We start from the raw sequence: 14,568 nt of genomic DNA on the forward strand, positions 1-14,568 counted from the left end.
AAGCGGAGCGTGCCCACCACCTTTATCAAAATCGCGAGAATGGTGGGCACGGCGCTTTGCGCCTTTGCCCACCCTACGGGCTGTCGAAGTCGGAGCCTAATCCCCCGCCTTCAACCGGTACCCGATCCCCGTCTCGGTCAGCACAAATTGCGGCCGCTCCGGGTCGGCTTCGATCTTCTGGCGGAGCTGGCGGACATAGACGCGTAAGTATTGCGCGTCGGTCAATTCGTCCCAGAGCTCCCTCAGCAGGAAGCGGTGGGTGAGGACCTTGCCGGCGTGCTGCACCAGCACGCGCAGGAGGTCGTATTCCTTCGGCGACAGCTTCACCTCGCGCTCGCCGACCTTGACGATGCGGCGCACGAGATCGACCGAGAGATCACCGCTGCGAAACACCGGGCGCTCGCCCTGGACCTGGAGCTGGTGCCGCAGCGCCGCGCGCAGGCGGGCCAGCAGCTCGTCCATGCCGAACGGCTTGGTCAGATAATCGTCGGCGCCGAGATCGAGCGCCTGTACCTTGCCGGCTTCGTCGCCACGGCTCGACAATACCACGATCGGCACGCCTTCGTTGCGTGCGCGGATGGTGCGCAGCAGCTCGTGTCCCTGCACGTCGGGCAGACCGAGATCGAGGATGATCAGCGCCGGCTCCTCAACGAGCTTCTCCAGTGCGATCTTGCCGTTCGACGCTTCCAGGATCTCATAGCCTTGCGTCGTCAGCCCCATCCGCAGCAATTTGCGGATCGGCGGCTCGTCGTCGATGACCAGGACCTTGATCGGGGCAGCGCTCATGCGGCGGTATCCAATGCGCGGCTCTCTGCCGGAACGGGAAGACGGATGGTGAGGACAGCGCCACTGCGGTCGCTGCGGTTGGCGGCCGAGATCGTGCCCCGCATCGCCTCGACGAAGCCGCGCGAGATGGCGAGCCCGAGCCCCGTGCCGGGACGGACGTGATCGCCTTTCTGAACGCGGTAGAACTTGTCGAACACGCTCTCGAGTTCATCAGGCGGGATGCCGGCCCCCTCGTCCGCGATCTCGAGCACGACATGATCGCTGTCACGCCGGCTGCGGATCGAGATTGTGGTCTCGGGTGGCGAATATCTCGCAGCGTTGTCGAGCAGGTTGAACAGCACCTGCTCGAACAGCACCGCATCGAGCTGCAGCATCGGCAGATCGGCGGCCAGCACCAGCTCGACCTCGTGTGCGGTGAGAATCTTGGCTGCACGCCGCAGCGCGCTGCCCACGATCTCACTGAGATCGTGCAGCGCCGCGTTGGGCACGACGGCACCCGACTCGAGCTTGGTCATGTCGAGCAGATTGGCGATGAAGCGGTTGAGCCGCTCGGATTCGTCGATCACGGTCGCGAGCAGGTCGCGCTTCTCGCTGTCGGAAAGCGCGCCGGCGAGATCGCGCATGGTGGAGGCCGCCCCGAGCACCGAGGCGAGCGGCGTCTTCAAATCGTGCGAGATCGAGGTCAGGAGCGCCGAGCGCAGCCGCTCGGATTCGACGGTGCGCTTGACGCGGTCCATGTCCTCGACCAGCAGCACGCGCTCGATCGCGAGCGCGCCCTGGTCGACCAGCGCATCGAGCAGGCGGCGCTGGTCCGGCGTCAGCAGCGGACCGGTGCGGTCGTCGTCAATGCCGATCACCCCGATCGGGCCGCGCCCGGTGCGCATCGGCAGGAACAGCCGCTTTGCACCCGGCAGCGTGTCCGAGCCGCGGCCGGCGGGGCGGTCGTTGCTCCAGGCCCAGTTGGCGGCGGCGAGATCGGCCTGATCGAGCTCGTCCTCGGGCGGATAGCCGGATTTCACCGTGAGCAGACCTGCTTCCGGCAGCAGCAAAACCACCCGGACTTTCAGCATCAACGCGATCTGGTAGGCCGTCGCCCACAGCACGTCGTCGAGCGTCGCGGTGCCGGCGAGCTTGCGGCTGAAGGCGTAGAGCTGCTCGCTCATCCTGATCCGGCCGATGGCGGCATCGGCCTGGGTGCGCACGCGCGCCGCAACATTGGAGACGAGCATGGCCACCACCATGAACAGCACGAAGGCGGCGACGTTGGTCGGGTCGGTGATCGTGAAGGTGTGGATCGGCGGCAGGAAGAAGAAATTGTAACAGAGCGAGGCCGCGACAGTCGCCAGCAGCGACGGCCATAGTCCGTAGCGGACCGCGACCGCCACCACCGCCGTCAGCAGCACGAGGTCGACGTTCTCGATGCCGAACCGCGGCTGAATCAGCTCGGCGGCACCAAGACCGATCAGCACAACCCCGAGTGCCTTGAGATAGGGCAGCGGATCGAACGGCTCGGATCGCGCAGCGGTCTGTACCGCCGTCTTGGGCACGTCTTCGGTCGGAAGCTCGTCGCCGGGGATGACGTGAACGCTGATATTGCCCGCGCGGCGAACCAGATCATGGACGACGGAGCCGCGTGTCATCTCGAACCAGCGCGAGCGGGTCGATTTGCCGATCACGATCTGGGTGACGTTGTTGCCTTGCGCGAAATTGACGACGTCGTCGGCGATGCGGCGACCGACCGCCGGAATGGTCAACGCCTCGCCGCCGAGCGATTCCGCGAGCCGCAGCGTATCGGCCAGCCGGTCGCGCTGCTCATCGGACAATTGCAGCGATCGCCGCGTCTCGATCGAAACCGCGGTGAAGGGGGCATGCAGCCGGTCCGCCAGCCGCTTGGTGTAGCGGACGAGACCGGCGGCGCGCGGATCCTCGCTGACGCAGACGAGAATGCGCTCGCCGACGGCCCAGGGCCCGGGAATCGCGTTGGCCTGCATGTGGTTGAGGAGCTGCTCGTCGACCCGCTCCGCCGTGCGGCGCAAAGCGAGCTCGCGCAACGCCGTCAGGTTCCCCGGCGAGAAATAATGCTCCAGCGCACGCTCGGCCTGCTTGGGCACATAGACCTTGCCCTCCTTCAGGCGCTGGATCAAATCGTCGGGCGTGAGGTCGATCAGCTCGATCGCGTCGGCGCGATCGAACACCGAGTCCGGCACGGTCTCGCGTACCCTGACATGGGTGATCTGGGCCACGACGTCGTTCAGGCTCTCGATGTGCTGGATGTTGACGGCGGTGTAGACGTCGATGCCGTGGGACAGCAATTCCTCGACGTCGAGATAGCGCTTGGGATGGCGGCAAAGGGGCGCATTGGTGTGGGCGAGCTCGTCGACCAACGCGATCTGCGGCCGGCGCGCGATCACCGCATCGAGATCCATCTCCTCGACGATCTGCCCGCGATAGTCGAGCCGCTTGCGCGGGACCACTTCGAGACCGCGCACCAGCGCCTCGGTCTCGGCACGGCCGTGGGTCTCGACGAAGCCGACCACGACGTCGATGCCGGCCTTGCGCTTGGCGTGGGCGCTTTGCAGCATCTCGTAGGTTTTGCCGACGCCGGGGGCGGCGCCGACGAAAACCTTCAGCTTGCCGCTCGCGCTCCCTTCCCGCCGCGCCGCTTCCAGCAGCGCCTCGGGCGACGGACGTTGTTCGGGATCGCGGCGCTCTCGGACCATTTTGCCAATATAATCATCTGCGTGACGCGAGCCTAGACCGCTACCTGGCGGCGGCGCGATCCAGCGAGAGATTCAGTGCCAGAACGTTAACCCTGGGTTCGCCAATCAGACCGAACAAGCGGCCTTCGGTATTGGCGGTCACGATCTGCTTGACCTGATCCTCCGGCATATTCCGCGCCCTGGCCACGCGCGGCACCTGGAATTGCGCCGCTTCCGGCGAGATATCAGGATCGAGGCCGCTGGCGGAGGTTGTCACCAGGTCGACCGGCACGGCAGCGTTCGGATTCTCAGCCTTGAGCTTGTCTACATCTTCCCTGAGCCGGTCGGCCAGCGCCTTGCTGGTCGGGCCGAGGTTGGAGCCACCGGAATTGGCGGCGTTGTACGGCGCCGGCACCGTCTTGGTCGGATCGTTCGGGTCGGGCGCCACCGTCGCCGAGAGACGGCCGTGGAAGTATTTGTTGTCCCTGAACTCCTGCCCGATCAGGGCGGAGCCGATCACCTTGCCGTCGTTCTCGATCAGGCTGCCTTGAGCCTGCGCCGGGAAGAGCGCGCCGGCGATGGCCGTCATCGCCAGCGGATAGGCAAGGCCGGTGATGGCGGTGAGCACCAGCAAGAGGACGATGGCGGGGCGGATTTCTCTGAGCATGTTGGTCTCCTAAGTCTTCGTCATGGCGCGCGGCGCCTTGCACCGCGCGGGGACGGTCAAGCCAGGTGTAAAGCAACGACGACGAGGTCGATCGCCTTGATACCGATGAAGGGAATGACGATGCCGCCGAGGCCGTAGATCAAGAGGTTGCGCCGGAGCAGCGCGCCGGCACCGACGGCGCGATAGGCGACGCCCTTCAGCGCGAGCGGGATCAGCGCAATGATGATCAACGCGTTGAAGATGATCGCCGACAGGATGGCGCTCTGCGGGCTCGACAGATTCATGACGTTGAGGACGTTGAGCTGGGGGTAGAACGCCAGGAACATCGCCGGAATGATCGCAAAGTATTTTGCGACGTCGTTGGCGATCGAGAACGTCGTCAGCGCGCCGCGCGTCATCAGGAGCTGCTTGCCGATCTCGACGACCTCGATCAGCTTGGTCGGGTTGGAGTCGAGGTCGACCATGTTGCCGGCCTCGCGGGCAGCTTGCGTACCCGTGTTCATGGCGACACCGACGTCGGCCTGCGCAAGCGCCGGGGCGTCGTTGGTGCCGTCGCCGCACATCGCAACCAGCTTGCCCTTGGCCTGCTCGTTGCGGATCAGCTTGAGCTTGTCCTCGGGGGTTGCCTGCGCCAGGAAGTCGTCGACCCCTGCCTCCGCTGCGATGGCAGCCGCCGTCATCGGGTTGTCGCCGGTGATCATGATGGTGCGAATGCCCATGCGGCGCAGCTCGGCAAAACGCTCGCGGATACCGCCTTTGACGATGTCCTTGAGCTGGATGATTCCGAGCAGCTTGCCGTCCCTCGCGACCGCCAGCGGCGTGCCGCCGGCCTTGGCGATCTCATCCGCGATGGTCTGTATCTCGCGGCCGATCTCAGAGAGCCCGCTGGGCTGAATGGCGCGCGCCGCGTTGCCCGAAGCAACCGCCAGCTGCGCGCCGCCGCCGACATAGTTGAGCATCGCATCGACCGCGCCTTTGCGCACCGACGAGCCGCCGGCATCGACGCCGCTCATGCGGGTCTGCGCCGTGAACGGAATGAAGGTGGCGCCGAGCTCCGCCATGTCGCGGCCGCGGATGCCGTATTTCTCCTTCGCCAGCACCACGATGGAGCGGCCTTCCGGCGTCTCGTCGGCGAGGGAAGCGAGCTGGGCTGCGTCGGCGAGCTCCTGCTCGGTCACGCCGCGCACCGGGCGAAACGCCGTCGCCTGCCGGTTGCCGAGCGTGATGGTGCCGGTCTTGTCCAGCAGCAGCGTGTCGACATCGCCGGCGGCCTCGACGGCGCGACCGGACATCGCCAGCACGTTGAAGCGCACCAGGCGGTCCATGCCGGCGATCCCGATCGCCGACAACAGTGCGCCGATCGTGGTCGGGATCAGCGTCACGAACAGCGCGACCAGCACGATCACCGAGATCGAGCCGCCGGCATAGGCCGCATAGCTCGGAATGGTCACGGTTGCGAACACGAAGATGATGGTGAGACCGGCGAGCAGGATATTGAGCGCGATCTCGTTCGGCGTCTTCTGCCGCTCGGCGCCTTCGACCAGCTTGATCATGCGGTCGATGAAGGTCGAGCCTTGCGCCGCCGTGATGCGGACACGGATCCAGTCGGACAGCACCTGCGTGCCGCCGGTCACCGCGGAACGGTCGCCGCCGGATTCGCGGATGACGGGCGCGGACTCGCCGGTGATGGCGGCCTCGTTCACGGACGCGACGCCCTCGATCACCTCGCCGTCGGAGGGAATGGTGTCGCCGGCCTCGACCAGCACGATGTCGCCGACCTTGAGGCTGGTCCCCGGCACGAGATTGAAGTCCTGGCCGGCGCCGGTCAGCAGCTTGGCCTGGCTCTCGGTGCGGGTCTTGCGCAACGATTCAGCCTGCGCCTTGCCGCGGCCTTCGGCCACCGCTTCGGCGAAATTGGCGAACAGCACCGTGAACCAGAGCCAGACGATGATCTGGAAGGTGAAGCCGAGGCCAGCGCCGCCCGCGACGACGTCGCGCAGGAAGATCACCGTCGTCAGCGCGGCCACGACCTCGACCACGAACATCACGGGGTTCTTGACCATCAGCCGCGGATCGAGCTTGGTGAAGGAGGCGCGGATCGCCGGCAGCACGATCTTCGGATCGAGCATTGCCGAGACGGCAGCACGCTTTTGCAGTTTCATCGTATCCATGGAGGTCACTCCAGACAATCAGAAGAGGTTGCCAGCGTTCATCGCCAGATGCTCGACGATCGGGCCGAGCGCGAGTGCCGGGAAGAAGGTCAGGCCGCCGATGATCAGGATCACGCCGACGACGAGGCCGACGAACAGCCCGCCCGTGGTCGGGAAGGTGCCTGCCGACGGCGGGATGGATTTCTTGGCGGCCAGCGAGCCCGCAATCGCCATCGCCGGGACGATCATGAAGAAGCGGCCGACGAACATCGCGCTTGCCAGCGTGAGGTTGTAGAAGAGGGTGTTGCCGGTCAGGCCGGCGAAGGCCGAGCCGTTGTTGCCGGTCGCCGAGGTGAAGGCATAGAGCACCTCGGTGAAGCCGTGTGGGCCGGCATTGGCCATCGAGGCGACCGCCGCCGGATAGACCACGCCGACCGCGGTCCAGCCGAGATACATCAGCGGCAGCACCAGGATCGCGAGCATCGCCATCTTGACCTCGCGTGCCTCGATCTTCTTGCCGACATATTCCGGCGTGCGGCCGACCATCAGCCCCGCCACGAAGATCGCGAGCACGACGAACAGCAGCATGCCATAGAGGCCGGCGCCGACGCCGCCGATGATGATCTCACCGAGCTGCATGTTGATCAGCGGGATCATGCCGCCGAGCGCGGTGAAGCTGTCATGCATGGCGTTGACCGCGCCGCACGAGGCGGCCGTGGTGACGACGGCGAACAGCGAGGACGCGACGATGCCGAAGCGGACCTCCTTGCCCTCCATGTTGCCGCCGGTCAGGCCCAGCGCATGCATGGTCGAGGTGCCATTGGCCTCCGCCCAATAGGTGATGGCGACGCCTGCGACGAACAGCACGCCCATCACGGACAGGATCGCCCAGCCCTGGCGCTGGTTGCCGACCATACGGCCGAACACGTTGGTCATCGCGGCGCCGAGCGCGAAGATCGACAGCATCTGCACGAAATTCGACAGCGCGGTCGGATTCTCGAACGGGTGCGCGGCGTTGGCGTTGAAGAAGCCGCCGCCATTGGTGCCGAGCATTTTGATCGCCACCTGGGAAGCGACCGGGCCGACCGCAATGGTCCGCCTGGCGCCTTCGAGCGTGGTCGCCTCGATATATGGGCCGAGCGTCTGCGGCATGCCCTGCCAGACCAGGAACAGCGCGTAGACGACGCAGATCGGCAGCAGCACGTAGAGCGTGCAGCGGGTCACGTCGACCCAGAAATTGCCGACCGTGCGCATCGAAGCGCGCGAGAAGCCGCGGATCAGGGCCATCGCCAGCGCGATGCCGGTTGCCGCCGACAGGAAGTTCTGATGTGTCAGGGCGAGCATCTGGACGAGATAGGACAGCGTGCTCTCGCCGCCGTAGTTCTGCCAGTTGGTGTTGGTGATGAAGGAGACCGCGGTGTTGAAGGAAAGATCCTCAGCGACCGCGCCCTGTCCGGCCGGATTGAAGGGCAGCACGGCCTGAAGCCGCATCACGCCGTAGATGATGAGGAAGCCGCCGACATGGAACAGCAGCATGGCGACCGTGTAGGTCAGCCAATGCTGCTCGCGCTTCTCGTCGACGCCGGAGATCCAGTACACGCCGGCCTCGATCGGGCGCAGCACCGGCGACAGGAACGTCCGCTCGCCGCCAAACACACGCGTCATGTACCAGCCGAGCGGCTTGGTCAGCGCAACAATAATGGCGCAGAACAGAATGATCTGGAGCCAACCGATCACAGTCATGGAATCAACCCTTCAGGCTTGGTGCAATCCTTCAGACTTTTTGCCCGCAACAGCGGCAGGAGCACCGTCAGCAGGCAGGCGACGAGCACCGCGTCCGCCAGCAGCAATTCGACGAGCAGCAGCACGGGTCAGAACCGCTCGGGCCGCAGCAGCGCATAGGTGAGGTAGACCAGCAGACCGAACGAGACGGCACCGGCGAGCGCATAATCGAAGATCATGGTTTGCTCCGTCACAGCCGTTCGCAGGCGTAGGTGTAGCCGATCGCGAGGGCGAAGAAGACGAAGCCCAGCGCCAGCATCAGGATGTCCATCATGGCGATACTCCTCATTGCGCCGTAAGATCCGGCGCAACTTTCTCACGGTGACCCGGCGGCTCGCGCCGGAAATGGAACGCATTTCCACGGGCGACAGTCGGGATTCTCGACCGTGCTGAAGTGCCACCCCGGACATAGGTTTTCGAGATGAGGGCTATGGCGAAGATATAGGAATCTCATAAAGGCCGGCGCGGGCCGAGATCGGAAGACAACCCCCGTCGTCCCGGACAAGCGCAGCGCAGATCCGGGATCCATAGCCACAGGGAGAGGTTGGGCGAGGACTCGGAGTGACCTGATTTGCGCCTCAGCTACTGCCTGTGGTTATGGATCCCCGCGCGCGCGGGGATGACAGCGGAGAATGGGGCGATTGCGCCCCTCGCCCACCCACGCGCCACTTATGAAATCCCTATATCTCCCCCCGCTTCCCCATCTCGTTTTCAAATGCACTGCCCGCCATCCTGGCAAGGCCGGCCGACTGACCGACGCCAACTCCAGGAGGCCTGACATGACCGCCGCTCTCCGACGCCTCGCCCCACCTTCCCTCGACCAGCAGCTCCGCGCGGCACCGGCGATGACCCGGCCGCTGATGCTCGACATCATCGCGCACGCCTGCCGGCGTGTCCCCACGCTCGGCCAAGGCGAACGCCCCGCACGCATCATGCGCCTGATCGACGTCGAGGCCTGGGCCGATGCGGCGTTGGCGCTGATCGAGCTCGAGCTGCCGATGTGGCAGGTCCGCCGCATCGCCTATGACGAGGGCGAGTGGCATTGTGCACTGTCGCGCGCGCGTGAGCTGCCGGACTGGCTGGACGCCGCGGTCGAGGCGCGCCATTCCGACCTCGCGCTGGCTCTGCTGTCGGCCCTCGTCGAGGTCCGGGCATTGGCCGCGGACGTGCCGCGGCCGAGCGTTCCCTCCGTTCGCCCTGTGCCGGCTCCGCTTTACGAGCCGCTCGCCTGCGACAATTGCGGCTAGGCAGCCTGACGGAAGGATCCTGGAAAATGCCGGTGCTGACAGATGGCTTTGAACAACCGCTGCACTCATCCTCGTCGCACGCGGGCTCGGCGTCTAGCTCCTCCGCTCCAACCGCGAACTGACCATGGCTGCCTATGCCGCGAGCAACCCGGCCCGCAGCGCGGTGGCGATGCCCGGTTGACGCCGCCTGTCCGGCGGAAAAAACCGGGCCGATCTGGCGCAATTCTAGGGAAACGTGTAGAGCGGTTTCATGAGCACTGGCAATGTCAACATCGTCGCCCACCCCCTGGTCCAGCACAAGCTCTCGCTGATGCGGGAGAAGGATCGCTCGACCAAGAGCTTTCGCGAGATCCTGAACGAGATCGGGATGCTGCTTGGCTATGAGGTGACCCGGGATTTGCCGCTGGAGCTGGTCGAGATCGAGACGCCGATCGCGCCGATGCGGGCGCCCAAGATCGCCGGCAAGAAGCTCACGCTGGCGCCGATCCTGCGCGCCGGCGTCGGCTTCCTCGACGGCATGCTGGCGCTGATGCCATCGGCGCGCATCGCCCATATCGGGCTCTACCGCGACCCCGAGACGTTGCAAGCCGTGGAATATTACTTCAAGGCGCCGCAGGACCTGTCGGATCGCACCGTGATCCTGATGGATCCGATGCTGGCGACCGGCAACTCGGCCTGCGCCGGCGCCTCTCTGCTCAAGGCCCGCGGCGCCCGCGACATCCGCTTCGCGTGCCTCCTGGCCGCGCCCGAGGGCATCGCGCAATTCCAGGGCGAGCATCCTGACGTGCCGATCTGGACCGCCGCGATCGACGAGCGGCTCAACGACCACGGCTACATCGTGCCGGGCCTGGGCGATGCCGGCGACCGGATGTTCGGCACCAAGTAGACAGGTTGGCGCGATCGGGTTACTCCCCTTGCCATGAGTGCCAACGCGTTTTCACTGCAATCGCTGATCCGGACCGAGGCCGCCGCCGATACCGCCTTCGTATTCGACGGCACGCGGGTCTCGCGCGCTGAGTTCTCCGAAAGGATAGAGCAGACCGCGGCCTGGCTTGCGGCGCAAGGCATCGGCAAGGGCGACGTGATCGCGGTCTGGCTGGTCAACCGGATCGAATGGATCGCGCTGCTGTTCGCCGCCGCCCGCCTTGGCGCGATCGTCGCGGCCGTCAATACCCGCTATCGCAGCGCGGAAGTCGCGCATCTGCTTCGTTTGTCCGGCGCCAGGCTGATGGTGGTAGAGGCCGCATTCCGCTCGGTGGATTTTGCCGCGATCCTCGCCGACATCGCCAAGGACGAAGTGCCGGCGCTGCAGCGGCTTGCGGTGGTCGGCGCGGACGCGATCAAGGCCAATTGGCCCTGTGTCCGCTTCGACGCTTTCGAAAAGCCCTATCCGGCCGCCTCTCCGATACGGGACGACGTCGATCTGCCGGTGCTGCTCTACACGACATCGGGCACCACCAAGGGCCCGAAGCTCGTCGCGCATACGCAGCGCACGCTGGCGGGCCACGCCGTCTCTGTCGCCAAGGCGCTTCGGCTTGATCCGCAGCGTCATTCGCTGCTGGCCATGCTTCCGTTCTGCGGCACGTTCGGCATGACGAGCCTGCTCGGCTTCGTCGCGGCGGGCGCGACCATCCATGTGCTCGACGCCTTCGAGGCGGCACCGGCACTGGAGATCCTCAGCACGCAGGGGATCACGCACGCCTTCGGCTCCGACGAGATGTTCCGGCGCATTGTCGCCCTCAGCGGTACGCCACGCCCATTCCCGCATCTCGAACTCTGCGGCTTCGCCGCGTTCCAGCCTGGCTGGCGCGAGCTTGCCGCGGAGGCCGAGGCGCGCGGCCTGCCGCTGTTCGGCCTCTACGGGTCGAGCGAGGTTCAGGCCCTATTCTCGATCGCCCGCACCAGCGACACCTTTTCCGACCGCATCGAGGGCGGCGGCTGGCCGATGTCACCCGACGCAAGCGTGCGCGTGCGCGACACCGAGACCGGCGAACTTGCGGCCGAAGGCGTTTCCGGCGAGATCGAGATCAGCGCGCCGTCACGTTTCCTCGGCTATTTCAACAATCCGGATGCGACGCGCGATGCGATCACCGCGGACGGGTTCTTCCGCACCGGCGACATCGGCCGGCTGCGCGGCGACGGTTCCTTCGTCTACGAGACCCGCGCGGGCGACGCCATGCGGCTCGGCGGCTTCCTCGTCGCGCCCGGCGAGATCGAGGACGAGCTCAAATCATGTGCCGGCGTGGCTGATGCCCAGGTGGTTGCAGTCGACCTCAAGGGTCAGGCGCGCTGCGTCGCCTTCGTGATCCCGGCGAAGGAGCCGCCAATGCAGGAGACGCTGGTCGCGCGCCTGCGCGAGCGGCTCGCCGGCTACAAGATCCCGGCCCGGATCTATGTGGTGGAGGCCTTCCCCGTCACCGACAGCGCCAACGGCGTCAAGATCCAGCGCGCCAGGCTTCGCGCCATGGCGATGGAGCGGATCGCCGCCGAATAGGCCGGCCCATTTGGTTTGGGACAAGGCTCGTTCAGTACGACTTCGCGAGCCCCAGCACCTTCTCCGCGATGAAGCTGAGCGCCAGCTGCGGGCTGACGGGCGCGATGCGCGGGATCAGCACTTCACGCAAGTAGCGCTCGACGTGGAATTCCTTGGCGTAGCCGAAGCCGCCATGGGTCATCACCGCCTGCTCGCAGGCCGAGAAGCCCGCTTCGCCCGCAAGGTATTTTGCGGCATTGGCCGCAGCGCCGCACGGCATGCCCTTGTCGTATTGCCACGCCGCCGACATCACCATCAGCCAGGCCGCCTCGAGCTCGACCCAGTTCACCGCGAGCGGATGCTGAATGCCCTGGTTCTTGCCGATCGGACGGTTGAACACCACGCGCGTCTTGGCATATTCCGTGGCCCGCGCCAGCGCCAGCTTGCCAAGGCCGACCGCCTCCGCCGCGATCAGGATACGCTCGGGGTTCATGCCTTCGAGGATGTACTGGAAGCCTTTGCCTTCCTCGCCGATGCGATCCTCGATCGGAATTTCAAAGTCCTCGAAGAACAGCTCGTTGGAATCGACGATCTTGCGGCCCATCTTCTCGATCTCGTGGACCTTGATTCTGTTGCGGTCGAAATCGGTGTAGAACAGGCTGAGGCCATGGGTCGGCGAGCGCACCTCCTCCAGCGGCGTGGTGCGGGCCAGCAGCAGGATCTTGTGCGCGACCTGCGCGGTCGAGATCCACACCTTCTGGCCGTTGACGATGTAACGGTCGTTCTTGGCGACCGCGCGGGTCTTGAGCTGCGTGGTGTTGAGGCCGGTGTTGGGCTCGGTGACGGCGAAGCAGGCCTTTTCACGGCCCTCCACCATCGGCGGCAGCATGCGCCTGCGCTGCTCTTCGGTGCCGAACACGACGACGGGATTGAGGCCGAACACGTTGATGTGCACGGCGGATGCGCCGGACATGCCGGCGCCGGATTCGGCGATGGTGCGCATCATGATCGCAGCTTCGGTGATGCCGAGCCCCGAGCCGCCAAATTCCTCCGGCACGCAGATGCCGAGCCAGCCGGCGTCGGCAAGTGCTTTATGAAAATCGTGCGGGAAGCCGCCGTCATGATCCTTCTTCAGCCAGTAGGCATCCGGAAAGCCTTCGCAGATCTTGGCGATGGCATCGCGAATGGCTTCCTGCTGATCGGTGAGCGCGAAATCCATGGTCTTGATCTCCTTGTCGGGAGCCGCGACCGCGCCATCCCCCGTCTCTTCGCGTTCCCCGCTCGAAGGCCGCGGCCGCTTGCTTCGCGCCCTGACGTGCCCTTGGCTGGGTTCTTAGCTCGAAAAACCGCGTACAGATACGTGAATTTGTCTATCAACTGTGTCTACCATGCATAGGGTCATGCGACGTAAAGCTATGAGCGCGCCGTTATTTCGCAGGGAGGAAACCGCGATGGCCGGGCTGTATTTCGAAGACTTTTCCGTAGGCCAGGAGTTCAGGCATCCGCTGACCCGCACCGTCACGGAGATGGACAACACCATGTTCAGCCTGCTGACGCTCAATCCGCAGCCGCTGCACATCGATGCGCATTTCGCCGAAAAGACCGAGTTCGGCCAGCGCATTTTCAACAGCCTTTACACCCTCGGCATCATGATCGGCATGACGGTCTATGATACGACCATGGGGACCACCGTTGCCAATCTCGGCATGACCGACGTCACCTTTCCAAAGCCGGTCTTCCATGGCGACACGTTGCGGGCGACGACGAAGGTGCTTTCGTTGAGGGAATCCAAATCGCGGCCCAAGGCCGGCATCGTCGAGTTCGAGCACCATGCCCTGAACCAGAACGACGAGATCGTCGGCAAATGCCGCCGCATGGCGATGATGCACAAGAGGCCGGTTTGATGCGTTCGATGCTGTTCGTGCCGGGCGATTCCCCGCGCAAATTCGAGAAGGCGAGCGAAGGCAAGGCCGACGCGCTGATCATCGATCTCGAGGATTCCGTCGTCACCGAGAAGAAGGCGGAGGCGCGCGGGTTAACGCTGACGATGCTCAAGGGCCGACGCGGCCCGCACCAGCTCTATGTCCGCGTCAACGCGCTCGACACCGGCATGACGCTGGCCGATCTCGCCGCGGTATTGCCCGGCAGGCCCGACGGCATCGTGCTGCCGAAATCGCAAGGCGGCGACGACGTAAGGCAGGTCGCAACCTGGCTCGAAGCCTTGGAAGCAGCGGCCGGCATCGCGATCGGCACCACCCGCATCGTCTGCGTGGCGACGGAAACCGCGGCTTCGATCTTCGGGCTCGGCAGTTACAAGGGCTGCTCCCCTCGCCTCGCCGGCCTGATGTGGGGCGCCGAGGATCTCTCGGCCTCGCTCGGCGCCACCGAAAAGGCGTCCGGCGGCGTGTTCCACAGCCCCTATCGCCTCGCGCGCGATCTCTGCCTGATGGCGGCGGCCGCGGCCGAGGTCGCGCCGATCGATACGGTCTATACCGACATCGACAACCTCGCCGGTCTCGAGCAGGAGACCCGCGCCGCGCGCCGCGACGGGTTTTCCGCCAAGGCGCTGATCCATCCCAAGCACGTCGACGTCGTCAACGCGGCATTCGAACCGACCGAGGCCGAACGCACCTGGGCGGAAAAAGTGATCGCCGCGTTCGCCAGCAATCCCAATTCAGGCACGCTGCGGCTCGACGGCCAGATGATCGACAAGCCGCATCTTCGCGCCGCGAAGAAGATCCTCGGCCAGCCCTAGCGTGGAATG

The 14,568-nt window shown here is 65.5% G+C and carries 13 protein-coding genes; 5 read left to right on the forward strand and 8 right to left on the reverse strand.

The annotated features are described in order from the left end of the window. Nucleotides 1–96 precede the first annotated feature (96 nt). The 7 genes from XI03_RS35240 to XI03_RS35270 are packed head-to-tail and all read right to left on the reverse strand — an operon-like array spanning nucleotide 97 to nucleotide 8,263. Nucleotides 97–786: a response regulator gene (locus XI03_RS35240; protein ID WP_028145683.1), complete on the reverse strand. Its 690-nt coding sequence runs from the start codon at nucleotides 784–786 to the stop codon at nucleotides 97–99. Next, the gene (locus tag XI03_RS35245; protein ID WP_271594661.1) at nucleotides 783–3,506 is read right to left on the reverse strand and encodes a sensor histidine kinase; all 2,724 of its coding nucleotides are present in this window, start codon (nucleotides 3,504–3,506) and stop codon (nucleotides 783–785) included. The genes XI03_RS35240 and XI03_RS35245 overlap by 4 nt, the downstream gene beginning before the upstream one ends. Nucleotides 3,507–3,546: 40 nt before the next feature. Next, on the reverse strand, nucleotides 3,547–4,152 hold the full coding sequence (locus tag XI03_RS35250; RefSeq protein WP_271594662.1) for a K(+)-transporting ATPase subunit C: 606 nt from the start codon (nucleotides 4,150–4,152) through the stop codon (nucleotides 3,547–3,549). Nucleotides 4,153–4,208: 56 nt separating this feature from the next. Then, the gene (gene kdpB / locus XI03_RS35255; protein ID WP_028145686.1) at nucleotides 4,209–6,323 is read right to left on the reverse strand and encodes a potassium-transporting ATPase subunit KdpB; all 2,115 of its coding nucleotides are present in this window, start codon (nucleotides 6,321–6,323) and stop codon (nucleotides 4,209–4,211) included. 18 nt (nucleotides 6,324–6,341) lie between these two features. Further along, on the reverse strand, nucleotides 6,342–8,045 hold the full coding sequence (gene kdpA / locus XI03_RS35260) for a potassium-transporting ATPase subunit KdpA (RefSeq protein WP_271594663.1): 1,704 nt from the start codon (nucleotides 8,043–8,045) through the stop codon (nucleotides 6,342–6,344). Further along, nucleotides 8,042–8,170, reverse strand: coding sequence for a hypothetical protein (locus XI03_RS35265; RefSeq protein ID WP_256379457.1), 129 nt, complete (start codon nucleotides 8,168–8,170; stop codon nucleotides 8,042–8,044). The genes kdpA and XI03_RS35265 overlap by 4 nt, the downstream gene beginning before the upstream one ends. Nucleotides 8,171–8,173: 3 nt before the next feature. Continuing rightward, complete coding sequence (locus XI03_RS35270; protein ID WP_018641117.1) at nucleotides 8,174–8,263, reverse strand: K(+)-transporting ATPase subunit F; 90 nt, start codon at nucleotides 8,261–8,263, stop codon at nucleotides 8,174–8,176. Between the two features lie 600 nt (nucleotides 8,264–8,863). Here XI03_RS35270 and XI03_RS35275 point away from each other — a divergent pair. The 3 genes from XI03_RS35275 (at nucleotide 8,864) to XI03_RS35285 (ending at nucleotide 11,825) form a co-directional block, all read left to right on the forward strand. After that, complete coding sequence (locus XI03_RS35275) at nucleotides 8,864–9,331, forward strand: hypothetical protein (RefSeq protein ID WP_271594664.1); 468 nt, start codon at nucleotides 8,864–8,866, stop codon at nucleotides 9,329–9,331. Between the two features lie 250 nt (nucleotides 9,332–9,581). Next, the gene (gene upp, locus XI03_RS35280; protein WP_271594665.1) at nucleotides 9,582–10,217 is read left to right on the forward strand and encodes a uracil phosphoribosyltransferase; all 636 of its coding nucleotides are present in this window, start codon (nucleotides 9,582–9,584) and stop codon (nucleotides 10,215–10,217) included. Between the two features lie 33 nt (nucleotides 10,218–10,250). Next, nucleotides 10,251–11,825 carry an AMP-binding protein gene (locus XI03_RS35285; protein ID WP_271594666.1) on the forward strand — a complete coding sequence of 525 codons (1,575 nt, stop codon included), beginning with the start codon at nucleotides 10,251–10,253 and terminating at the stop codon, nucleotides 11,823–11,825. 31 nt (nucleotides 11,826–11,856) lie between these two features. On the opposite strand, the gene XI03_RS35290 is transcribed toward XI03_RS35285, so the two are convergent. Further along, nucleotides 11,857–13,023: an acyl-CoA dehydrogenase family protein gene (locus XI03_RS35290; RefSeq protein ID WP_271594667.1), complete on the reverse strand. Its 1,167-nt coding sequence runs from the start codon at nucleotides 13,021–13,023 to the stop codon at nucleotides 11,857–11,859. 181 nt (nucleotides 13,024–13,204) lie between these two features. On the opposite strand from XI03_RS35290, the gene XI03_RS35295 reads away from it, so the two are divergent. Next, entirely contained in the window at nucleotides 13,205–13,708 is a 504-nt protein-coding gene (locus XI03_RS35295) for a MaoC family dehydratase (protein ID WP_333909114.1), read from the forward strand. After that, nucleotides 13,708–14,559 carry an HpcH/HpaI aldolase/citrate lyase family protein gene (locus XI03_RS35300; RefSeq protein WP_028145692.1) on the forward strand — a complete coding sequence of 284 codons (852 nt, stop codon included), beginning with the start codon at nucleotides 13,708–13,710 and terminating at the stop codon, nucleotides 14,557–14,559. Before XI03_RS35295 ends, XI03_RS35300 begins: the two co-directional genes overlap by 1 nt. Nucleotides 14,560–14,568: the final 9 nt, after the last annotated feature.

This window comes from Bradyrhizobium sp. CCBAU 65884, from assembly GCF_028128835.1.
GTDB classification, from domain to species: domain Bacteria; phylum Pseudomonadota; class Alphaproteobacteria; order Rhizobiales; family Xanthobacteraceae; genus Bradyrhizobium; species Bradyrhizobium ottawaense.